The following is a 20,975-nucleotide window of genomic DNA, read 5'->3' as shown; positions in this document are numbered from 1 at the left end:
CCCACCCTGCGCTTCCGAGAGCCCGCACGCCCGTACGGCGATCCGCCTCCCCGTACGACCACCCGCGGGGGCCTGTCAAGTCCCGAAATTCGGTGGCATGACGTGCCACGCGGGCAGCGGGCTTACTGGAATCTCCCAGCTCGACCCTTTCCCACAGAAGGAGAACTTCTATGATCCGCACTTCCCGGAAGCAGCGTCTCACCATGCTGGCCGTTTCGGCCGCGCTCGTCGGAGGCGGCGCGCTGCTGCCCACCAGCGCATTCGCCGCCACGGCTTCGCACACCAACGAGATGACCAACGTCGCGGGCAGTCAATTCGACCACGGCAAGGGCGACCACGACGGCAAGGGCAAGAAGAACAACAAGCGCGGGAAAAAGAAGAACAAGGGCAACAGGCCCCGGGACGTGGAGAACATGCCGGGCTGCAAGTTCTTCAAGAACAAGGTGTACTGCGAGCACAAGCCGCAACCCAACCCGGCCCCGGAACCCGCCCCCGCCCCGGGCACCCCGCCGGCTCCCGGCACGGACACCAAGCCGCCCGGTACGGGCACGGACACCAAGCCGCCCGCGGGCACGGACACTCCCCCGGCCCCCGGCACAAAAACCCCGCCCGGTACAGGCACGGACGCCCCGCCGGCCCCGACCCCGGCCCCGGCCGAGGGCAAGCACTAGTGCTGGATCCCTCGGAGACAGACGGCCGACAACTGAAGTCATCCGAGAAGGCCCCCGACCGAGACCGGTCGGGGGCCTTTCACTTGCCGGGCGGGATGCCACGGGTGGACGTCACGCCGCCGCCGGCCCAGCCCACTTCCTCTGCGGCTTGGCAGCGTTCTTCTCCTCCTCCCGCCGGCCTCGCCTGGTCCATTTGCCCTGGTGCCGCCAGCACCGGGACGTGCCCTTCAACGTCAGGTTGGAACAGCGCTTTCCGCCCGCGACGGGCCACCCGCATTTCCCCTGCTTCCATTCGGTCAAGAGAACCCCCAACAGTCGCCGCTCATCCGCTCATCCACTCGTCCGCTCGTTCTGCTCGTCCGCTCGGACGACCAGAATGGGCGGCGCCGGAACGGACGCGGAGAGCGCACGCTCGGCGCCCTGCGGCAGCTCCGGGGCAAGGAATCACGACCGCTTCCCCCAACCAGCTCCCACAGACCGGCCCACCCACCCCCAGACACCACTGACCTGCGATGACAGACCACGAGGGAACATGCAGCACGGCACATCCGCCAGTGCTCCGGCTTGGCAGACACGACGAGAGCCCCCCACCGCAATCGGTGGGGGGCTCTCACAGATGGACTACGACGCTTCCTGAGTCTCGGCGACGCGGCTCCTCACCCGCCGCCCGTCGGCTCCAGCGCTCCTGCCACGGGCTCGCGTCCTCCCATGTCCAGCCGGAACGGCGGGTACTCGTCGGTCATGAGGGACGCGTAGACGAGCACCCGCAGCGTCCAGCGCACCAGGCCCATGAGCAGGTCGAACAGCCCCCTCGGATAGCTCCCGGTGCACGTCAGGATGACCACCGCGACCAGGGAGAGCAGGCCGATGAGACCGGAGGAGAACGGGCTGTAGTCGTCGAGGTACTGGTACGCCTTCCAGCCACTGTGGAGCATCAGCACGATCACCAGCAGCTGCGGGATGACCAGCAGCCACTTGACCAGGACCAGTCCGCGGGACAGCTGCTCGGGATAGATCATCCCGACTCGGATCGGGTAGCCGGGCACGTCTTCAAGGGTGAACGGCGGATACTCATCAGTGCCCATCACCGATGAGCAGTAGTAGCTGACGCGCGTGGTCCACCGTATGACGCCGACGTTGAAATCGAAGAGTCGCCGTGGATAGCTGCCGGTGATGAGGATGCTGAAGAACGCGACGACGCTCAGCAACAAGAACGCGACCTGCAGGAAGAACAGCACTACGTAGTGCGGAATGGCGAGGATCCATTTCACCAGCCACTTCCATCGGGTGAGCCGGGGATCCAGCGTCGCTTCGACACACAGGGGATGGGCGGGAGCAGGAAACATCGCTGCCACGTCCTTTCTCACAGGGGGAATGGGAAAGGTGCCCGCACATCGCACCGCCAAGGCCGTTCGGACGGCGCACACGGGCCACCACTGGCTCTGCACGAGCCATATCGCCATTAGGCCCCGGCGACTGAATCACGTCATGACCCGAGATTCCGTGGCAGGAAAACACGTGACTTGACGACCGAACCGCCACATGCCACCACGCCCGCCGACGCGAAGCCCGCTTACGTCACCGCCCGCCCGCCCACCCACCCGCCCACCCAGCGCAGTCCGGTTGCCCGCCACTACGCAGAAACCCACGGACAGGCAGGCGCAGTTCACCCACTCCGACAGCGAGGAGGACGGCGTGGCGCGCTATCCACCACTGTTGATGTCAGCTGCGGATATCGGCTCCGTGCCCAGCTCCACTACCGCCGCCGCGCGCCCTCACTCGTCGTCGCAGCGCTCCAAGACCAAGCCCACGGACCCGTCCTCCAGACCGTTGCTGTCTTCGAGGTGCAGGTGACTTCCATCGGGAACACTGTCCCCGGCAAGCACGAGCAGATGCCCTGCAAGCGTCCGAAGACCCGCCGCATTCGCCTCGATCACGACCTCTCCCCCGAGGGCCCGCACCTCGATCCGCGCATCCGCCTCCCACGTGAAGACTTGCGCGACACCATCGGCCACGGCCGCAACTCGGGTGCTCTCAACGGGTGCGCTGCCGGATTCAGAGGTCATGAAGACCATCATGCCGCCCCGCGCACACCGCTCCGGAGGCCCCGTCCTCGGGCTACCGCTCAGCCTCAAAGAAGCCTGGTCGGGTGCACTCGGCCACGGATACCGTCGAACCATGCAGTGGGTCACCCTGATCAGCACCATAGTTGGCGCTGCGATCGCTACCGGATCCGCCATGCTGCTCGACAGGCGCCGATGGCAGCGAGAGCGTCTGGACCGTGAAACGCAGACACGCCGCACCCTGTACGGGGACTACCTGGCATGCCTCTCCGAGGCCCGCCACACTTCTGGCAACGTGGCTCGGGATCCAGACATGCCGCTTCCTGTGCGACGCACCACCGCCCGTGCAGCGTTCGGGCCGTGTATCGGGTTGCGGTACCAGATGACCATCACGGCACCTACCCGGGTCGTAGATGCCTCCGAAGGTGCGTTCCGCCAGCTGCGTGACCTCCGCGACCTCGTGATGGAGGGTGTATTGGTCACCGAGCCGGCCTACTTGGAGGGGCGCCGCAGCTACGACGACGCCCTCGCCGCACTGCGCCTCCGCATGCGGGAAGACCTCCGTAGCAGTGACGGTGCACTCTGAGCTTGGGAATCACGGATCTTCGAAGCCCCTCGCAGTGCCCTGACCAGGGATAACGAGTGCCATGCGGAGCCCAAGAGCTCCCCGTGACACCCGCCGTCGCGGATCGCGGTCATCCTGAACGTCCATGCCACGCCCCCAACGCTGGCTCGCTCAGCCCGGGGATTCGACCAGACCCGTCGCGATGAGTTCCTTGGTCCGGGCCACTGCTTCCGCAATCTCGGGGTGCCGGCCCGCAGGCGGGAAGAAGCCGACCGCGCCGACCGCGCCGTGGTTGGCCCACAGGCAGGTGGTCATGGGGAAGGTCTTCCAGACGTTCTTCTGGCAGGTGATCGCGGCCGTCTTGGTGGTGACCGTCTCCGCCTCGCCGACCAGGGTGCGTTCGTTTCCCTCCGCCAAGGATTCGCCGTACGCGGTCTCGACGGTCTTGAGCGGGTGCGGAACGGCTCCGTAGAGGTCGTACCCGGCCGCGATGTGCGGTACCGCTACCGTCCGCCCTTCGACGGCGAGACTGATCCGGTCCGGCCCGTGGCAGACGTAGTCCTCGGAGTCCTTCTCCCCCTCGTGCTCGGGCAGGGAATCGTCCTTGTGGACGTTGAGCCCGTACCGGATCGAGCCGCGCTGGCGGTCACAGGCCATGTTCTGGACCGTCGGCACCCGGGACTTGTCGTACCGGATCCCGGTGTCCTTGCCGAGCAGCTCCGACTCCGGCTCCGATGCGTCACCGCCGCACCCCGCCAGCAGCAGAGCCAGTCGACGGCCCCCACGGCACGCTGCATTCCGCGCACGTTCGCGCCCCTCACTGCTCACACCATCCGGTGATCGACTTCAAACCATGGGCGAGCAAAGCCGGTTGTCCGGCATCCAGTGGGGGGAGCAGTCGGAGCGCCCGATGCCGCAAGGTGTGCCCAGGTCCGGGGCCGGGTTCGCGGCCGGAAGGGCCGGACTGCCGTCGGAGAACTACCGTCAAAGGCCCCCAGCCGCATGCGGCTGGGGGCCTTTGTACTGGTGGGCGCGGACGGTTTCGAACCGCCGACATCTGCTTTGTAAGAGCAGCGCTCTACCCCTGAGCTACGCACCCGTGGATGAGTGGACAGCCTACATGGCGTGCACGCCCCCCACGCAAACCCGTTGTCGTGGGGGAGAATGGAGCGGGGCATGGCGGACGCGGTACGGGAGAGGGATTGTGACGACGGCATCCCGGCGGTGGTTCGGTGGGCGGGACGAGAGTCGGCGGGCGGATGCGCAGGCGGCGAAGGATGCCGCCGCCGCCGCGTTCTACGAGCTGGATACGGCACAGCGGGATCTGCGGATCTCGATCGAGACGATCGCCGCGGCGGACGGGTCGCCCGCCGCGCGGCAGGCGACCGAGGGGTTCGCCGCGCTCGGGCAGCGGATCGACCAGGTCAGCCATGTCTACATCGAGGCGGTCGACGCGCACGATCTGGACCGGCCCGAGCTGGAGGGTTCCGTGGCGACGCGGGCCCGGGAGGAGCTGACGCGGGCGCGCGACGAGCTGGTGCGGGTCAAAGGGGAGCTGGACCGGTTCGCGCAGGGGCTGCAGCCGCTGCTGGACAAGGCCGAGACGCAGCTCGCGCGGGTCGCGCCGGCCCGGGAGCGGGCCAGGGCCGCGCTGATCGGAGCCAGTGACGCGCTGGACGCCGTACGGGCCAAGGGCATGCGGGCCGATGATCTGGCGGCGCGGCTGGCGGCGCTCGGTCCGGAGCTGACCAAGCTGAACCAGGGCGCGGCGCAGCACGGGGTGCAGGAGACGGTGCAGCGCGCCGACCGGATCCTGCGCGACGCGGAGGCGATACGGGCCGAGGTGGCACGGTTGCCGGAGCGGGCTGCGGAGATCGACCGGCGCCTGGTGAGCCTGCGGACGCGGGCGCAGGCCTTGCGCAACCGGGCGGACCGGGTGGATCCGGTGCTGAGCGAGTTGCGCCGGCGGTTCAGTGCGGCGTGCTGGCAGGACCTGCAGCACGTGCCGGACCAGGCGGTACGGGACGTGGCCGAGGCCGAGGACCGGCTCAAGGAGGCCGGCCGGGCGCGGGACGAGCAGCGCTGGGCGGACGTGGGGGTGCTGATCGAGGCGGTCCGCGGCTCGCTGGACGCGACGGACGAGGCGGTTTCGGCGGCGCAGGACCGGCTGACGCGGTTGGAGGCGGTGGCGCGGGATCCGCAGGCGGAGGTGGACCGGACCCGGTTCGCGATCCGGGACGCGCAGCGGCTGGCGATGGCGGGCCGCAGTGTGCCGGATCCGCGGCATGCGGGGCCGCTGGACGATGCGGTGGCGCGGGTGGGCCGGGCGTTGGAGGGGCTGGAGGGACGGCACCCCGACTACTGGGCGTTCCTCCATGAGATGGAGGACGTACGGGCTGCCGTGAACCGGGTGGTGAACGGGATCCGGGCGGAACGCGGGCAGGGCTAGCGGACGGGGATGCGGGTCCGGGATGCGGGTCCGGCATGCGCGTCGGGTATCCGTGTTCGGCATGCGGGTCCGGCGAGGTGAGCCCGGACTGGTCCGCGCGGCGGCGCCGGCCGGTCCGGAAGCGGCCCCCGTTTGTTTCGTGGCGTCCGGCGGCGGATGCTGGGAGGTGCCGGGAACGGACCAGAGGAGGGCACCATGGCTGCCCACACCTTCCACAAGCCTCGTACGACAGCGGCCCAGGAGCCGGGGCCGTACGTGGCCCACGCGGCGTACGGGTGCACCGAGCCGCATGAGCACTACGCGCCCTACGTGGCTCACGAGCCCGATCCCGATGCCCCCGCTCCGCCGCGGCTCGCCGACACGGTCTCCCGGCGCATGGAGCGCGCGCTGCATCCCGTCAATGCCCGCCTCGACGACCACCTGCCCGCCGATCACAAGCTCGGCAACGTCTACCGGGTGGGCGCCGGCCTGACCGGGCTGCTGCTGATCGTTTTCGGCGTCCTCGGGCTCATCGACCAGATCGGGTTCTTCGACACCGGTGGCGACACGGTGCTCGCACTCAACACCAACGGGGCGCTGAGCGTCCTGTCGATCTGCATCGGTGCGCTGCTGGTCTTCGGGATGGTGGTGGGCGGCACCTTCGCCTCGACCCTGAACATCGTGCTGGGCGTGCTGTTCATCGCGAGCGGGTTCGTGAATCTGGCGCTGCTGGACACGGAGCTGAACTTCCTGGCCTTCGAGATCCAGAACGTGCTGTTCAGCTTCGTCGTCGGCGTGATGCTGATGTGGTTCGGGATGTACGGGCGGGTGGGCAGCGCCCTGCCGCACGACAATCCGTACTGGCGTGCCCGCCACCCGGAGCAGGCGGCCCGGGAGGACCGGGCACGGCGCACCACTCAGGGGCGGGCACCCGTGGTGCACGGCCGCTGTCCGTAGCCACGCAGTACTTGGCGCGCGGTACGTAGCGCGCGGTACGTAGCGCGCGGTACGTAGCGCGCGGTACGTAGCGCGCGGTACGTAGCGCGCGGTACGTAGCGCGCGGTACGTAGCGCGCGGCAGCCGGGCGCGCTTAGCCTGTGCGCATGCCTCGATACGAATACCGCTGCCGGACCTGCGACGACACCTTTGAGGTCAGCCGGCCCATGGCGGAGTCCTCCGCACCCGCCGACTGCCCCTCCGGGCACGCCGACACCGTCAAGCTGCTGTCCGCCGTCGCCGTCGGCGGGACCAGCAGTGCCCCCGCGCCCGCGATGGGCGGGGGCGGGGGCGGCTGCTGCGGTGGTGGCGGCTGCGGCTGAGCCCGCACAGGACGGGAACGTCAGCGCTTGCGCGAGAGGGTGAGTCCGTCCGAGATCGCCAGCAGGACGGACTCCATGCGCGGGTCCGCCGCGACGTGCTCGTTGTAGGCGCGGACCCCCGCGGCCGCGCCGGTGGCCGACTCGTCGAGAACGGTGCCGTGGTAGAGGGTGTTGTCCGTGACGATCAGGCCGCCCGGACGCAGCCGCGGCACCAGCTCCTCCCAGTAGTCGATCTGGCTCTGCTTGTCCGCGTCCACGTAGGCCATGTCGATGTGGGGTTCGGCCGGCATCGCCCGCAGGGTCTCCAGGGCCGGTGCGATCCGCAGCTCGATGCGGTCCGCGACGCCCGCCTCCTCCCAGGCCTCCCTGCCGTACGCCGTCCACTCCTCGGAGACGTCGCAGGCGATGAGGCGGCCGTCGGCGGGCAGGGCCTGGGCCATCGACAGGGCCGAGAAGCCGGTGAAGGTGCCGACCTCCACGATGTGGCGCGCGCCCGTGAGCCGGACCAGGAAGGCCAGGAGCGGCCCCTGCTCCTCCGCCGACTGCATTCCGGCGACGTCGGGGAACTTCGCGTACGTCGTCGCCACCAGCCCCCGCTGGACGCGGTCCAGCGGGGGGTTGTGGCCGAGCACGTACTGGTAGAGCTCGTCCGTGATCTTGGTGCTGTTGCCCTTGGTCATGCGCCCAGTCTGCCGAGTCGGCCCGCCTCACGGGTGAACGCGCGGAGTATTTCCTCACCGGCCAGGACGCCCGCCGTGGTCAGGGCCGTCACCGACGGCGCGGTCCAGGCGGCGTCGGCCAGTTCGCCGTGGCCCGGGCGCCAGCCCGCGTCCGCCGCCAGCAGCAGGTCCGCGTCCAGCAGCGAGTCGCCGGCGGCGAGGGTGGTGGTCGCTCCGGTCCGGCGGGCGACCTCGTGCATCGCGGCGCTCTTCGTGAGCGGGCGCGGGACGGCGTAGATCTTCCGGCCCTGGAGCGAGACCGCCCAGCCGCGGCCCTCGGACCACTCCGCCAGCGACTTGAGCCATTCGTCCGGGACCAGGGCCCGCTCGACGACGAGGTACGCGAAGAGGTCCTCCGCCAGGCGCGCCTTGCGCAGCCATGCCGGGTCGGCCGTGGACAGCAGGTGCTGGTGCACCTCCTCCAGGGGGGCGCACTCCTCGGCCAGGCGCGCGGCGACCTGCCGCCGCCAGTCCCGGTCCGGCACCCCGTCGACGAGCAGCTGCCCGCCGTTGGCGCAGATCGCGTATTGGGCCGGGCGGCCGGGGAAGCGGATGCGCTGGTACTGCTTGCGGGTGCGGGTGGTGGTCGGTACGAAGACCACCGTGGGGTCGGCCGTCAGCTCCGTCAGCAGTCCCGCCGCCGTCTCGGTCATGTAGGACAGCGGCTTGCTCTCGTGGACCTCGACGCACAGCAGCCGCGGGGCCACCGGGTCGGGCATGGTCAGGCCGAGGGCGGCCGCCGAGTAGATGAGCGTACGGTCGAGATCACTGGCTACGAGGACAGTCACTTCGAGGCCACAGCCTTTCCGTCGGCGCCGGTGGCGCCGCGCGTGAATCGGGGGTGGATGAGTCCTACGCACGTGTAGGGAAGCCCGTCGACCTCTTCCACGGGGACCCCGCGCTGCTCGGCGAGCAGCCGTACGTGGTCCAGGTCGGCCCCGGCGCCGCGCTGCGCCAGGATCTTCCACGGCACCCGGCGCAGCAGCACGCGGGTGGTCTCGCCGACGCCGGGCTTGACGAGGTTCACGTCGTGGATGCCGTACTCCTCGCTGATCCGCTCGACCGCCGCCCAGCCCTCCCAGGTCGGGGTGCGGTCGGCCGCGAGCAGCTCCTTGACCTCTTCGTCGACGGCGTCGGCGACCTCGTCGAAGTGGGCGGCGACGGTGTCGACGAACGCGACGGAGACGTCGGCTCCGGCCAGCTCGCGGTAGAACTTCCCGCCGTGGAAGTCGTCGGGCCCGACCAGGTCGGACCTGAGAACCGTACGCGAGATGAGACCGGAGACCGTGGAATTGAGACAGGCGGAGGGGATCAGGAAGTCCTCGCGGGTGCCGTACGTGTCCACGCACGAGCCCGGGTCGGCGAGGACCACGATCTCCGGGTTGAAGCCCTCGAACTCGGCGAGGGCGTCGCGCAGCTCGCGGGTGATGGCGCCCTTGCCCGTCCAGCCGTCCACGAAGACGACGTCGCCGGGGTCGTGGTGGGCGGCGAGCCAGCGCAGGGCGTTGGCGTCGATGCCGCGGCCGCGCACGATGGAGACGGCGTAGTGCGGCAGGTCGAGGCCGTGCCGGGCCTGGGCCCAGCGGCGCATCAGTACGCCCACGGGGGTGCCGGCGCGGGCCAGGGAGACGAGGACCGGGGAGGGCGAGCGCTCGGCGAGGACGGTCTCGGTGACGGTGCCGACGGCCCGGGCGATGCGGGCGGCGGAGGCCGTGAGGGCGCTCTGGTAGAGCTCCTGGTACTGGGGGGACGGCTGGTACTCGACGGGCAGGGATTCGGCGTAATGGGCGCCGCCCGCCTGGATGGCCTCCTCCCGCTCCTCGGTCGGGGCCTCCAGCTCGACGTCGGAGAAGTCCTGGAGCAGCCAGCCGACGTCCTCGGGGGCGTACGAGGAGAAGGCGGGGCCGCGCAGGGGCTCGGGCATGATCGGCTCCTGCCGCTCGGATACGTCGGATGCCGCTGACGTGGCTGGTGTGGCTGAGGCGCCGGGTATGTAGGACGGGACGACGGCCAGGACGACGCGGCCGGTGTGCGGGGCGAGGGCCGCGAGCAGCCCGGCGTGGAGTTCGGGGGTGTCGCCGGCCGAGTCGACGACGGCGACGACGGCGTCGAAGCCGGCGCCCGCGACGTTGTAGGCGTAGCGGTCGCCGGGGCCGTCGGCGGGGACGTCGTGGGCCGGGAAGACCAGCCGGGTGCGGATGGCGTAGCCGGGGTCGTCCACGGCGAGCACCGGCGAGCGGGTGGTGGTGGAGAAGCGGACCTCGCGGGCCGCTCCCGCCTCCTCCAGGGCCTTCGCGAGGCGCAGCGGCGCGTACATCAGCTCTTCGTTGCCGAGTACGAGGATCCGGCCGGGCTCGGTGCCGAGCGCGGCGGTGAGCTGGCCGGCCAGAGCGGGGAGAGCGGCCTCCAGTGCCGTGCGGTGGGTGGGGGTGAAGCCGTGGCGGCCGCCGTCGGGGACCCCCGGGGGCCAGCTCAGGTCGATGCGCGTGACCGGCTGCGGGCCGTCTGCCGGGGCTCCGCTCCTCGAACGCTCGAGGGGCTGGATGGGCTCCTCGTGTTCCTCGACCAGGGCCCGGCCCTTGGCCAGGACGCCCTCCGGGAGGGAGACCGTGCCCGAGGCGAGGGCGACGAGGTCCACCCGGGCGCCCAGCTCGGCGGCGAAGGCGGTGAGCCGGTCGCGGTCGGCCGGGGAGCGCATGTCGACGAGGGCGACGACCACGTAGTGCGAGCGGGGGTGGCGGGCGTGCAGGTCGCGGATGGTGTTCAGGACCGTGTTGCCGGTGGAGAACTCGTCGTCGACGAGGACCAGCGGACCGCTGCCCGCGAGCAGCCGCGGGTCCTCGGGCAGCAGCAGGTGCGAGGTGGCGTGCGAGTGCGCCTCCTCGAAGCCGCCGGCCGGTTCCACGCCCGGCACGGGCCGGCGGGTGGAGTGCAGGTAGGGGGCGCTGCCCAGGCCGTCGGCCACGCAGTGGCCGAGCCCGGTGGCGGTCTCGGCGTAGCCGAGGACCACCGCCGTGGCGGCCCCGTCCTCGCCGAGCAGCGCCCGTACGCGTTCGCCGAGTCCGTACCCGGCGGCGTACACCGTTCGCGGGGACTGCGGGACGTGCTTGCCCAGCACCTGCGAGACGAGCAGGTGCGCCCGCTTGGGGTTGCGCCGCAGGGCCAGCCCGAGCAGCTCCGTCAGCCGCGGACCCCCTTCGGAGTCCACCAGGCTGACGCCCAGCCGCTCCGCGACCCAGGTACCCGACCACACTGCTTCGATCGTCTTGCCTTTCCTCGTCGCCGGCGCGTTCCTCTGCGCCTGCGCGTTCGTCTCTGCCTCTGTCCGACTCTGCGGCTCCTGGGGCCTGCTCACACCTGGAGCCCGGCCGTGAGGAGGTCGACGAAGCCGACCTCCTCCTTCGCCACACCGAAGACCTCGGCGCGCAGCATGGTGCGCTCGGCCCAGGCCCGGTGGGGCTTCACCTCGTTCATCTTGTTCGTGTAGGTGGAACGCATCACTCCGCCGCCGCCGCGCTCTGGTCTCAGGATGTCCTGTGCGTCGCAGAACTCCTCGTGCGAGACCACCGAGAGGGCGTGCACGGGCGTGACGTGGGCGGGGTGGATGCAGGTCTTGCCGAGCAGTCCGTTGGCCCGGTCGAGTTCGATCTCGCGCAGCAGGCCGTCCAGGTCGTGCTCGATGAGGGCGGTGCGCAGCTCCTCCACGCCCTCCTCCAGGAAGGGGCTGCGGCGCAGCTGGGGCTTGAAGAGGCGCTGCTGGCTGCGGAAGTACTCCCAGACGGGGCCGGTGACGGTGAAGCCGGTGCCGTCGGCGCGGCTGAGGACGTTCACGACGTCCGCGATCACGCCGGCCACGATCTGGACGTCGTAGGCGGTCATGTCGGGGGTGCGGCGCAGTCCGTAGGCCGAGCAGAAGTCGGTCACTCCGAGCCGGAGCGCCAGGACCCGCTCGCGGTGGCTGTTGACCGTGCGGGAGATGCCCGCGAGGGTTTCGACGCGGGTCTCGAGGTGCAGGAGGTCCGGGGTCTCCAGGACGGGCATGGCATACAGCCGGGGCAGTCCGCTCGCGGCCTCCGCACTGGCGACGGCTTCGAGGAAGGCGATGCCCCGGCTCTCGTCGAACTTCGGGAGTACGAATCCGGCCAGGCGGCGCACGGAGCCTCCCAGGCGGCGCACCAGGTCGGGTATCTGCTCGGGCGTGCGGACGCGGATGAAGAGGAGCGGGAGCTCCGCTTCGTCGGCGTCGAGCTCGGTGAACTGCCGGACGAGGTTCTCCTCGGCTCCGGAGACATCGGCGTCGCTGATGGAATCCTCCAGGCAGAGGACCATGGAGACGACTCCGCGGCCGGCCTGCTTGCGGATGTCCGCGGCGAGTGCGGGGCGGGTGGCCGGGCTGTAGAGCGTGGCTCCCAGCGCGGCGGCGAGGACGCGGGCGGGCGAGGCTCCGGTGAATTCCGCCGGTTCCTGGTGGAAGAGGTCCTTACGGACGGTGGGCGATATGTGCCCAAAGTGACGCATGTGCTTCCCCCGTACTGCCTCGGCGGCCCAACTGGCATGGCCGGTAATAGTACGTACGAACGTGAGTCAAGAGTTCCTCAAGCACATGAAGTTCAGGTAACCCTCTTGCACCATGCCCAGGTCTCTCGTTCGAGACAAGGCCCTACGGGGGGCCGCATTGTCCCGCTCCACCCCGGGAGGGCAGGATGACGTGCATGACGCACGCGATGCAGAAGGGCTCGAACATCCCGGTGGCCGCCGTGGCGGTCCGGGCGGTGCTGCGCTGGACCGGCGGCCCCGAGGTGCCGGACGTGGACGCCTCCGCGCTGCTCGTGGGCCCGGACGGCCGGGTGCGTTCGGACGAGGACTTCGTCTTCTACAACCAGCCCCGGCACCCTTCGGGGGCCGTCTGGCGGCTCGGCAAGAAGCAGATCGGTGACGCGATCACCGACGCCGTCCAGGCGGACCTGCGGACGGTGACGCCGACGGTGGACCGGATCCTGGTGGTCGCCTCCGCCGAGGACGTCCCCTTCGAGCGGGTCCACGACCTGCGGATCCTCCTCTACGACGCCACCGCGACCGGTGGCTCCGAACCGCTGGCCTACTTCGACGTACGGCCGGAGACCGGCGCCGAGACGGCGCTGATCTGCGGGGAGCTGTATCGCCGGGGCGAGGGGTGGAAGTTCCGCGCGCTGGGCGAGGGCTACTCCGACGGGCTGGTGGGCCTGGCCACCGACCACGGGATCTCGGTCGACGAGAACGCCGCCGAGGCCGCCGCGAGCCCGGCGGCGGGGCCCGCCTCCGAGCAGACGACGGCGATGGCCCCGCCCACGCAGGCCCCGCCGGCCGCCCAGCCCGCCTACGGGTACCCGCAGCCGGTGTCCCCGGCGCCGGTGCCGGGTCCGGGCGGCGATCCGTCCTTCCGGCTGCCGGTGCAGGGTCCGCAGTTCATCCGCCGCTGAGCCGGTCGCCCCGCCGGTCACGCCGCCGGGGCTCCGGTCAGCTCTTGGTGCTCTTGTAGCCCCGCCCCCACTGGAGCCCCCAGCCGTACAGCCGGTCCAGCTCGGCCTGGAACCCGTACACGAACTTCACCTCGCGCCGCACGACCAGCTCGCCCTTGACCTTCTCCAGGGAGACCACCGCGCAGGAGCGGGCCTGCGGGTGCCGCTCGTCCAGCGGGATCTCGATGCGCGGCCCCGTGACGGGGAAGAGCGTCACCATGGCGTGCGTCCGGTCGAAGGCCGGGGTCTGGTCGTAGATGTAGACGAAGACCAGCAGCCGCTTGATGTCGTCGGCGTGGTCGAGATTGACGTAGAGGGTCTCCCCGGAGGCCGAACCGAACCGGTCGTCCCCGCTGAGCTTGACGTACGGCGGGTCGTTGAGGTCGCCCAGCAGGTTCCCCAGCGGCTGCACGGCGCCTCGGGTGCCGTCGGTCAGCTCGTACAGGCAGCCCATGTCGAGGTCGACGTTGACCATGCCCTGGGTGTGCGCCTGCACCATGTCCGGCTTGAACAGCTTGAACGGGTGCCGGAAGAGCTGGCCGCTCTGGCCGGAGCGGCCGCCGATGTCCGAGGTGCGCATGCGCCAGGACAGATTGACGCGCAGATTGCCGTGGACGGCCCCCTGTTTGGTGAGCGACACCGTCGGGTGCCGCTTGGTCAGCTCGATCGCGTTCGACGAGGCGCTGCCCGACTGGAACTGCACGGCGCGGCTGCCCATGATGCCGTCGAAGAAGCCCATCCCCCTACCCCCCTGATCCCCTGGTCCCCTGATCCCTGTGGCGCCTGCGGAAGCGGGGCGGCCCGCCGGGTCCGTGGACCCGGTGGACCGCCCCGCAATTGAGCGTTCCGCATTACCGCCGCGGTCATGCCTCGGCGGTGGAACCCTCCAGTTCCAGGCGCTTGTTGCGGCGCACCGAGGACCAGAAGGACCATCCGATGAGCAGCACGCCGACGAGACCGGTGATGATCTCGTTGATCTCGTACTGGATGGTGACGAGCAGGATCACCGCGAGGGCGCCGATGGCGTAGTGCGCGCCGTGCTCCAGGTAGACGTAGTCGTCGAGGGTGCCCTGGCGGACCAGGTAGACCGTCAGCGACCGGACGTACATGGCACCGATGCCGAGGCCGAGGGCCATGAGCACGATGTCGTTGGTGATGGCGAAGGCGCCGATGACCCCGTCGAAGGAGAAGGAGGCGTCGAGGACTTCGAGGTAGAGGAACATGAAGAAGGCGGCCTTGCCCGCCATGGCGACGGCCGAGACGGGCTTGCCGGTCCTCTTGGCCTCTTCCTCCGCCTCGTGCTCGGCCTCCTCCTCTTCCTCCAGCTTGTTCTCGAAGTAGCCGGAGAGGCCGCCGACGACCATGTAGGTGATCAGGCCGAGGATGCCCGAGATCAGGACGGTCTGCGCCTTGTCCACGTGGACGCCGCCGTGCTGGTGGGCGTTGGCGGCGAAGGTCATCGAGGTGATGACCAGGACGATCAGCGCGATGCAGGCGGACAGCATGTCGACCTTGCCGAGCTTGGCGAGCGGACGCTCGAGCCAGGCGAGCCACTTGATGTCACGGTCCTCGAAGATGAAGTCGAGGAAGATCATCAGCAGGAACATGCCACCGAACGCGGCGATGGACGGGTGAGCGTCGGTGACGAGCTGCTCGTACATCTCCTTGTCGTTGATGGCCAGTTCCACGGCCTCGAGGGGCCCGATCTTGGCGCTGATCGCGACGATCACAACGGGGAAGACCAGTCGCATACCGAAGACCGCGATGAGTACGCCGATGGTGAGGAAGATCTTCTGCCAGAAGGCGTTCATCTTCTTCAGGATTCCGGCGTTGACCACCGCATTGTCGAAAGACAGCGAGATCTCGAGGACCGACAGGATCGCCACGATCCCGAAGGCCTGCCACCCCCCGTAGAACACCGCTGCGACTAGACCGAGCGCAGTGATTGCGAACGACCAGCCGAAGGTTTTGAGAACCACTGGCACCCCATCGTCTTGTACGGCTTTACGAAACGTTGACCCCGAAGTCTAGAGCGATGCCCCTGAGCCCCGACGCGTACCCCTGCCCCACCGCACGGAACTTCCATTCGCCCCCGTACCGGTAGACCTCGCCGAAGATCATCGCGGTCTCGCTGGAGGCGTCCTCGGAGAGGTCGTAGCGGGCCAGTTCCTGGCCGTCGGCCTGATTGACCACGCGGATGAAGGCATTGCTGACCTGGCCGAAGCTCTGCCGGCGGCTGTCCGCCTCGTGGATGGAGACCGGGAAGACGATCTTGTCCACCTGGGCCGGCACCTTGGTCAGGTCGATGATGATCGACTCGTCGTCGCCGTCACCCTCGCCGGTGAGATTGTCCCCCGTGTGTTCGACGGAGCCGTCGGGGCTCTTCAGGTTGTTGTAGAAGACGAAGTACTCGTCCCCCAGCACCCGGCCGCTGTTGCACAGCAGCGCGCTGGCGTCGAGGTCGAAGTCGGCTCCCGTGGTCGAGCGCGCGTCCCATCCGAGACCGATCAGCACCCTGGTGAGGTTCGGTGCGGCCTTGGACAGGGAGACATTGCCCCCCTTGGCGAGTGTGACGCCCATGTTGTGGTCCTCCCCGGACGACGGTGTGGCGGTGCAGCGGTGTGGCAGTTCATGTGTACAGCGATGTGGTGAAGCGCGTCCGGCGCCGTACACACAGTGCACGGCGCCGGACGGATGGACTGCTCGGGGTCAGACGTTGACGCCGAAGTCCTGCGCGATGCCGCGCAGGCCGGAGGCGTAGCCCTGGCCGATGGCACGGAACTTCCACTCCGCGCCGTTGCGGTACAGCTCGCCGAAGACCATGGCGGTCTCGGTCGAGGCGTCCTCGGAGAGGTCGTAGCGGGCGAGCTCGGTGTTGTCGGCCTGGTTCACGACGCGGATGTACGCGTTGCGGACCTGGCCGAAGCTCTGCTGGCGGCTCTCGGCCTCGTAGATCGAGACCGGGAAGACGATCTTGGCTACGTCGGCCGGAACGCCGGCGAGGTTGACCTTGATCGCCTCGTCGTCGCCCTCGCCCTCACCGGTGGTGTTGTCACCGGTGTGCTCGACCGAGCCGTCGGGGCTCTTCAGGTTGTTGAAGAAGACGAAGTTCGCGTCGCTGGTGACCTTGCCCTGGTCGCTGGTCAGGATCGCGCTGGCGTCGAGGTCGAAGTCGACGCCGGTGGTGGTGCGAGCATCCCAGCCCAGACCGACGATGACCGCCGTCAGGTTAGGTGCGGCCTTGGTCAGCGAGACGTTGCCGCCCTTGCTGAGGCTGACTCCCACGGGTCCTCCATTGGGTTCTGTGTGGGGCGGTGCCCCGTCTTGCGGTTGCTACCGGATCAACGTTTCGATCCTAGTGACGGGTTCCCGCCCGTAAGCGGTTTTCGCAGGGAACTGCGCGTACGGCCCGGGCAGACTCGCTCAGAGGCTGTCGAGCGCCTTGATGTACTCGTTCAGGTCACGTGCGTCGGGCAGCCCGTTGACCACGGTCCAGCGCACCACGCCGTCCTTGTCGATGATGAAGGTGCCGCGGACCGCGCAGCCCTTCGCCTCGTCGAAGACGCCGTACGCGCGGGAGGTCTCCCCGTGCGGCCAGAAGTCCGACAGCAGCGGGTACTCCAGGCCCTCCTGCTCCCCGAAGACCCGCAGGGTCGGCACGGAGTCGTTGGAGACCGCGAGGAGCTGCACGTCGTCGTTCTGGAAGCGCGGGAGCTGGTCGCGCAGCTCGCACAGCTCGCCGGTGCAGACTCCGGTGAAGGCGAAGGGGTAGAAGAGCAGCACCACGGCCTTCTCCCCGCGGAAGTCGGAGAGCCGCACGGTGGCGCCGTGGTTGTCCTTGAGCTCGAAGTCCGGGGCCTTGTCGCCGACCTCGATCGCCATCTGTCGCATCCCTTCGTTCCTGCATCACTGCGTTGGGCTGTTCGGGTGAGACACAGCTTAGGGCGGCCGGGGCCGCGAACGCGTACACCCCGCCGACCGGGGTCGACGGGGTGTACGAGAGGTCCTCGAAGGACGCTGCTCAGCGCTTCTTGGCGGCAGTCTTGGGCGTCACCAGCTTGGTGGCGGCCCACTCCTTGCCGACGGGGGCGCCCTTGGCCAGCGAGAGACCTGCGGTCTCTGCGGCTTCCTGGATGTCGCTGGCCTCGACGTAACCGGGACGGCCCGTCTTGGGGGTCAGCAGCAGGATCAGTGCGCCGTCCTCGATCAGCTCGGTGGCATCGACCAGTACGTCCGCCAGATCATCGGCGTCGGGTTCCTCTCGGAACCACAGCAGTACGGCGTCCGCGACGTCGTCGTAGTCCTCGTCGACGAGTTCGCCGACGAGCTCCTCGACGACATCACGGAATTCCTGATCGACGTCGTCGTCGTAGCCGATCTCCTGGACCACCTGTTCGGACTGGAAACCCAGCCGGGCGGCCAGGCTCTCCGCGTGGTCCGCGGTCGCGCTCACGGGGTGCCTCCTGCTCATGTTCGGTGAATGTCTTCGGCGGCGCGCGTACGCGCAGCATTGGGCGTAGTCCACACGGGCGCGGCGGATCGCGCAAGTACCCGGCCGCCGAGACCGTCGAAACGGTGACGATTGCGGCCGTCTCGCCGCAACTTTCAGCCTTCCCGTGTGCACCTCTGGTGACTCATCCCACACCATTCCAGCTCATTCGGCATCATCGGCGGCCACTCGACGGCTTTCCTACCTGTTTGAGCGACGAGCCGCGCGCCGGAGCCGACGCCCGGCTCCGGCGTAAGATCGCGGACTGTCCGGACCCGCCACCGATCTTCCGGCCATTACCCGGTGGTAAAGATGACGATTTCGGTCGAGCGTAAGAGCATGGGAGGCGGCGCCCCCCAGATACGGCTTCAGCACGACTACCCCGACAGCGAAGGAACAGCGTGGCTTCCGCATCCGATCGCAATCCGATCATCATTGGCGGCCTGCCGAGCCAGGTCCCGGACTTCGATCCGGAGGAGACGCAGGAGTGGCTCGACTCCCTGGACGCCGCAGTCGACGAGCGGGGACGTGAACGTGCCCGCTACCTGATGCTGCGGCTGATCGAGCGGGCCCGCGAGAAGCGCGTGGCCGTGCCCGAGATGCGCAGCACGGACTACGTCAACACGATCGCCACCAAGGACGAGCCGTTCTTCCCCGGCAACGAGGAGATCGAGCGCAAGGTTCTGAACGCCACCCGGTGGAACGCGGCCGTGATGGTCTCGCGCGCCCAGCGTCCCGGGATCGGGGTGGGCGGTCACATCGCCACCTTCGCCTCCTCCGCCTCCCTCTACGACGTGGGCTTCAACCACTTCTTCCGGGGCAAGGACGAGGGCGACGGCGGCGACCAGATCTTCTTCCAGGGCCACGCCTCCCCCGGCATCTACGCCCGCGCCTACCTCCTGGACCGGCTCTCCGAGCAGCAGCTCGACGCGTTCCGCCAGGAGAAGTCGAAGGCCCCGTACGGCCTTTCCAGCTACCCGCACCCGCGGCTGATGCCGGACTTCTGGGAGTTCCCGACCGTCTCGATGGGCCTCGGCCCGCTCGGTGCGATCTACCAGGCGCGGATGAACCGGTACATGGAGGCGCGCGGGATCGCGGACACTTCCAAGTCCCACGTTTGGGCGTATCTCGGTGACGGCGAGATGGACGAGCCGGAGTCGCTCGGCCAGCTGTCGATCGCCGCCCGCGAGGGCCTGGACAACCTGACCTTCGTGGTCAACTGCAACCTGCAGCGGCTCGACGGCCCGGTGCGCGGCAACGGAAAGATCATCCAGGAGCTGGAGTCGCAGTTCCGCGGGGCCGGCTGGAACGTCATCAAGCTGATCTGGGACCGCTCCTGGGACCCGCTGCTGGCCCAGGACCGCGACGGCATCCTGGTCAACAAGATGAACACCACCCCGGACGGGCAGTTCCAGACGTACGCCACCGAATCGGGCGCGTACATCCGTGAGCACTTCTTCGGGGACGACCAGCGGCTGCGCGCGATGGTCGCGAACATGAGCGACTACCAGATCCAGCACCTGGGCCGTGGCGGGCACGACCACAAGAAGGTCTACGCGGCGTACGCGGCGGCCAAGGCCCACAAGGGCCAGCCGACGGTGATCCTGGCGCAGACGGTCAAGGGCTGGACGCTCGGCCCGAACTTCGAGGGCCGCAACGCGACGCACCAGATGAAGAAGCTGACGGTCGACGACCTCAAGCGCTTCCGCGACCGCCTGCACATCCCGATCACCGACCAGCAGCTGGAGGGCGGGGCGCCGCCGTACTACCACCCGGGCCGCAACTCCCCCGAGATCCAGTACATGCACGACCAGCGCAGCTCGCTGGGCGGCTACGTGCCGACCCGTGTGGTGCGCGCCAAGCCGCTGGAGCTGCCGGGCGACGCGACGTACGCGGCCGCCAAGAAGGGCTCGGGCCAGCAGTCGATCGCCACCACGATGGCCTTCGTCCGCATCCTGAAGGACCTGATGCGGGACAAGGAGATCGGCAAGCGGTTCGTGCTGATCGCGCCGGACGAGTACCGCACCTTCGGTATGGACGCGTTCTTCCCGAGCGCCAAGATCTACAACCCGCTGGGCCAGCAGTACGAGGCGGTCGACCGCGACCTGCTGCTCGCGTACAAGGAGTCGCCGACCGGCCAGATGCTGCACGACGGTATCTCGGAGGCGGGCTGCACGGCCTCGCTGATCGCCGCGGGTTCGGCGTACGCGACGCACGGCGAGCCGCTGATCCCGGTCTACGTCTTCTACTCGATGTTCGGTTTCCAGCGCACGGGTGACCAGTTCTGGCAGATGGCCGATCAGCTTGCGCGCGGTTTCGTCCTCGGCGCGACCGCCGGACGGACCACCCTGACGGGTGAGGGCCTGCAGCACGCCGACGGTCACTCCCAGCTGCTGGCCTCGACGAACCCGGGCTGCGTGGCGTACGACCCGGCCTACGGCTACGAGATCGCGCACATCGTCCAGGACGGTCTGCGGCGCATGTACGGGCCGGAGGCGGAGGACGTCTTCTACTACCTGACCGTCTACAACGAGCCGATCCAGCACCCGGCCGAGCCGGCGGACGTCGACGTGGACGGCATCCTCAAGGGCATCCACCGCGTGTCTCGGGGCACCTCCGGCATCGTCGGGGCGCAGCTCATGGCCTCGGGCGTGGCGGTGCCGTGGGCGCTGGAGGCGCAGCGGATCCTGGCCGCGGAGTGGAACGTCCGGGCGGACGTCTGGTCGGCGACCTCCTGGAACGAGCTGCGCCGGGAGGCGGTCGAGGCGGAGGAGCACAACCTGCTCCACCCGGAGGAGGAGCAGCGCGTTCCGTACGTGACGCGGAAGCTGTCGGGTGCGGAGGGGCCGTTCGTGGCGGTCTCGGACTGGATGCGGGCGGTCCCGGACCAGATCTCGCGGTGGGTGCCCGGCCCGTACACCTCGCTGGGGGCGGACGGCTTCGGTTTCGCGGACACGCGCGGCGCGGCCCGGCGCTTCTTCCACATCGACGCGCAGTCGGTGGTCCTGGCGACGCTCACCGAGCTCGCGAAGACCGGCCAGGTCGACCGTTCGGTGCTGAAGCAGGCCGTCGACCGGTACCAGCTGCTGGACGTGGCGGCGGCCGACCCGGGCGCGGCGGGCGGCGACGCCTGACGCCTGCGGCGGGCCCGGTGGGGTGAGGGGCCGGCGGGCCCCGGTCCGCCGCGCCTCCCCGCGCACGGCGTGCGGACCCGCGCGGGTCC

20 protein-coding genes and 1 tRNA gene are annotated in these 20,975 nt (G+C 69.5%); 7 read left to right on the top strand and 14 right to left on the bottom strand.

What is annotated here, in order from left to right; all coding sequences use genetic code 11:
* The first annotated feature begins 170 nt into the window (after positions 1 to 170).
* On the top strand, positions 171 to 671 hold the full coding sequence (locus tag RIU97_RS27695; RefSeq protein ID WP_404960304.1) for a hypothetical protein: 501 nt from the start codon (positions 171 to 173) through the stop codon (positions 669 to 671).
* Between the two features lie 656 nt (positions 672 to 1,327).
* On the opposite strand, the gene RIU97_RS27690 is transcribed toward RIU97_RS27695, so the two are convergent.
* Positions 1,328 to 2,017, bottom strand: coding sequence for a DUF4389 domain-containing protein (locus RIU97_RS27690; RefSeq protein ID WP_404960302.1), 690 nt, complete (start codon positions 2,015 to 2,017; stop codon positions 1,328 to 1,330).
* Positions 2,018 to 2,446: 429 nt separating this feature from the next.
* Positions 2,447 to 2,737, bottom strand: coding sequence for a hypothetical protein (locus RIU97_RS27685; RefSeq protein WP_404960301.1), 291 nt, complete (start codon positions 2,735 to 2,737; stop codon positions 2,447 to 2,449).
* A 112-nt stretch (positions 2,738 to 2,849) separates the two neighbouring features.
* Here RIU97_RS27685 and RIU97_RS27680 point away from each other — a divergent pair, with 112 nt between their 5' ends.
* Positions 2,850 to 3,320 carry a hypothetical protein gene (locus RIU97_RS27680; protein WP_404960299.1) on the top strand — a complete coding sequence of 157 codons (471 nt, stop codon included), beginning with the start codon at positions 2,850 to 2,852 and terminating at the stop codon, positions 3,318 to 3,320.
* A 150-nt stretch (positions 3,321 to 3,470) separates the two neighbouring features.
* Here RIU97_RS27680 and RIU97_RS27675 read toward each other — a convergent pair whose 3' ends face one another.
* Together RIU97_RS27675 and RIU97_RS27670 are read right to left on the bottom strand one after the other, a co-directional pair.
* On the bottom strand, positions 3,471 to 4,127 hold the full coding sequence (locus tag RIU97_RS27675) for a hypothetical protein (protein WP_404960297.1): 657 nt from the start codon (positions 4,125 to 4,127) through the stop codon (positions 3,471 to 3,473).
* A gap of 196 nt (positions 4,128 to 4,323) precedes the next feature.
* Positions 4,324 to 4,398: transfer RNA gene (locus RIU97_RS27670), tRNA-Val, on the bottom strand.
* A gap of 105 nt (positions 4,399 to 4,503) precedes the next feature.
* Here RIU97_RS27670 and RIU97_RS27665 point away from each other — a divergent pair.
* The 3 genes from RIU97_RS27665 to RIU97_RS27655 all read left to right on the top strand — a co-directional run bounded on the left by RIU97_RS27665 (position 4,504) and on the right by RIU97_RS27655 (position 7,046).
* Positions 4,504 to 5,748 (top strand): hypothetical protein, encoded by a 1,245-nt coding sequence (locus RIU97_RS27665; protein ID WP_404960295.1) that lies wholly within the window; start codon positions 4,504 to 4,506, stop codon positions 5,746 to 5,748.
* Positions 5,749 to 5,943: 195 nt separating this feature from the next.
* Positions 5,944 to 6,684, top strand: a complete 741-nt coding sequence (locus tag RIU97_RS27660; protein WP_404960293.1) for a DUF4383 domain-containing protein — start codon at positions 5,944 to 5,946, stop codon at positions 6,682 to 6,684.
* Between the two features lie 146 nt (positions 6,685 to 6,830).
* Positions 6,831 to 7,046, top strand: a complete 216-nt coding sequence (locus RIU97_RS27655) for a zinc ribbon domain-containing protein (RefSeq protein WP_361768842.1) — start codon at positions 6,831 to 6,833, stop codon at positions 7,044 to 7,046.
* A gap of 20 nt (positions 7,047 to 7,066) precedes the next feature.
* Here RIU97_RS27655 and RIU97_RS27650 read toward each other — a convergent pair whose 3' ends face one another.
* The 4 genes from RIU97_RS27650 to RIU97_RS27635 all read right to left on the bottom strand — a co-directional run bounded on the left by RIU97_RS27650 (position 7,067) and on the right by RIU97_RS27635 (position 12,283).
* Positions 7,067 to 7,726, bottom strand: coding sequence for an O-methyltransferase (locus tag RIU97_RS27650; RefSeq protein WP_404960292.1), 660 nt, complete (start codon positions 7,724 to 7,726; stop codon positions 7,067 to 7,069).
* Positions 7,723 to 8,553, bottom strand: coding sequence for an HAD family hydrolase (locus RIU97_RS27645; RefSeq protein ID WP_404960291.1), 831 nt, complete (start codon positions 8,551 to 8,553; stop codon positions 7,723 to 7,725). Before RIU97_RS27645 ends, RIU97_RS27650 begins: the two co-directional genes overlap by 4 nt.
* On the bottom strand, positions 8,550 to 11,027 hold the full coding sequence (locus tag RIU97_RS27640; RefSeq protein WP_404962957.1) for a phosphoribosyltransferase: 2,478 nt from the start codon (positions 11,025 to 11,027) through the stop codon (positions 8,550 to 8,552). Before RIU97_RS27640 ends, RIU97_RS27645 begins: the two co-directional genes overlap by 4 nt.
* Positions 11,028 to 11,116: 89 nt before the next feature.
* On the bottom strand, positions 11,117 to 12,283 hold the full coding sequence (locus RIU97_RS27635; RefSeq protein WP_404960289.1) for an HpcH/HpaI aldolase/citrate lyase family protein: 1,167 nt from the start codon (positions 12,281 to 12,283) through the stop codon (positions 11,117 to 11,119).
* 194 nt (positions 12,284 to 12,477) lie between these two features.
* On the opposite strand from RIU97_RS27635, the gene RIU97_RS27630 reads away from it, so the two are divergent.
* A complete protein-coding gene (locus RIU97_RS27630) occupies positions 12,478 to 13,224 on the top strand; it encodes a TerD family protein (protein ID WP_404960288.1) in 747 nt (248 codons plus the stop codon).
* 37 nt (positions 13,225 to 13,261) lie between these two features.
* On the opposite strand, the gene RIU97_RS27625 is transcribed toward RIU97_RS27630, so the two are convergent.
* The 6 genes from RIU97_RS27625 to RIU97_RS27600 form a co-directional block, all read right to left on the bottom strand.
* Complete coding sequence (locus RIU97_RS27625; protein ID WP_404960286.1) at positions 13,262 to 14,002, bottom strand: Tellurium resistance; 741 nt, start codon at positions 14,000 to 14,002, stop codon at positions 13,262 to 13,264.
* A 124-nt stretch (positions 14,003 to 14,126) separates the two neighbouring features.
* Positions 14,127 to 15,242, bottom strand: coding sequence for a DUF475 domain-containing protein (locus RIU97_RS27620; protein ID WP_404960285.1), 1,116 nt, complete (start codon positions 15,240 to 15,242; stop codon positions 14,127 to 14,129).
* Positions 15,243 to 15,267: 25 nt separating this feature from the next.
* Entirely contained in the window at positions 15,268 to 15,843 is a 576-nt protein-coding gene (locus tag RIU97_RS27615; RefSeq protein ID WP_319721464.1) for a TerD family protein, read from the bottom strand.
* Between the two features lie 129 nt (positions 15,844 to 15,972).
* On the bottom strand, positions 15,973 to 16,548 hold the full coding sequence (locus RIU97_RS27610) for a TerD family protein (protein WP_030009302.1): 576 nt from the start codon (positions 16,546 to 16,548) through the stop codon (positions 15,973 to 15,975).
* A 138-nt stretch (positions 16,549 to 16,686) separates the two neighbouring features.
* Positions 16,687 to 17,145 (bottom strand): peroxiredoxin, encoded by a 459-nt coding sequence (locus RIU97_RS27605; RefSeq protein ID WP_030657023.1) that lies wholly within the window; start codon positions 17,143 to 17,145, stop codon positions 16,687 to 16,689.
* A gap of 139 nt (positions 17,146 to 17,284) precedes the next feature.
* Positions 17,285 to 17,716 (bottom strand): DUF3052 domain-containing protein, encoded by a 432-nt coding sequence (locus RIU97_RS27600; RefSeq protein ID WP_319721465.1) that lies wholly within the window; start codon positions 17,714 to 17,716, stop codon positions 17,285 to 17,287.
* A gap of 437 nt (positions 17,717 to 18,153) precedes the next feature.
* Here RIU97_RS27600 and aceE point away from each other — a divergent pair, with 437 nt between their 5' ends.
* Positions 18,154 to 20,886 (top strand): pyruvate dehydrogenase (acetyl-transferring), homodimeric type, encoded by a 2,733-nt coding sequence (gene aceE, locus RIU97_RS27595; protein WP_404960282.1) that lies wholly within the window; start codon positions 18,154 to 18,156, stop codon positions 20,884 to 20,886.
* The last annotated feature ends 89 nt before the right edge of the window (positions 20,887 to 20,975 follow it).

It is taken from the genome of Streptomyces sp. 147326 (genome assembly GCF_045000215.1).
Classification (GTDB): domain Bacteria; phylum Actinomycetota; class Actinomycetes; order Streptomycetales; family Streptomycetaceae; genus Streptomyces.
This window is presented reverse-complemented; position numbering and strand designations above follow the sequence as displayed.

Excerpts from the sequence above, each read along its gene's own strand:
- RIU97_RS27690 (WP_404960302.1), bottom strand. The coding sequence starts at position 2,017 with ATGTTTCCTGCTCCCGCCCATCCCCTGTGTGTCGAAGCGACGCTGGAT.
- RIU97_RS27625 (WP_404960286.1), bottom strand. The coding sequence starts at position 14,002 with ATGGGCTTCTTCGACGGCATCATGGGCAGCCGCGCCGTGCAGTTCCAG.
- RIU97_RS27635 (WP_404960289.1), bottom strand. The coding sequence starts at position 12,283 with ATGCGTCACTTTGGGCACATATCGCCCACCGTCCGTAAGGACCTCTTC.
- RIU97_RS27655 (WP_361768842.1), top strand. The coding sequence starts at position 6,831 with ATGCCTCGATACGAATACCGCTGCCGGACCTGCGACGACACCTTTGAG.
- RIU97_RS27630 (WP_404960288.1), top strand. The coding sequence starts at position 12,478 with ATGACGCACGCGATGCAGAAGGGCTCGAACATCCCGGTGGCCGCCGTG.
- RIU97_RS27650 (WP_404960292.1), bottom strand. The coding sequence starts at position 7,726 with ATGACCAAGGGCAACAGCACCAAGATCACGGACGAGCTCTACCAGTAC.
- RIU97_RS27685 (WP_404960301.1), bottom strand. The coding sequence starts at position 2,737 with ATGACCTCTGAATCCGGCAGCGCACCCGTTGAGAGCACCCGAGTTGCG.
- RIU97_RS27605 (WP_030657023.1), bottom strand. The coding sequence starts at position 17,145 with ATGGCGATCGAGGTCGGCGACAAGGCCCCGGACTTCGAGCTCAAGGAC.
- RIU97_RS27680 (WP_404960299.1), top strand. The coding sequence starts at position 2,850 with ATGCAGTGGGTCACCCTGATCAGCACCATAGTTGGCGCTGCGATCGCT.
- RIU97_RS27660 (WP_404960293.1), top strand. The coding sequence starts at position 5,944 with ATGGCTGCCCACACCTTCCACAAGCCTCGTACGACAGCGGCCCAGGAG.
- RIU97_RS27615 (WP_319721464.1), bottom strand. The coding sequence starts at position 15,843 with ATGGGCGTCACACTCGCCAAGGGGGGCAATGTCTCCCTGTCCAAGGCC.
- RIU97_RS27695 (WP_404960304.1), top strand. The coding sequence starts at position 171 with ATGATCCGCACTTCCCGGAAGCAGCGTCTCACCATGCTGGCCGTTTCG.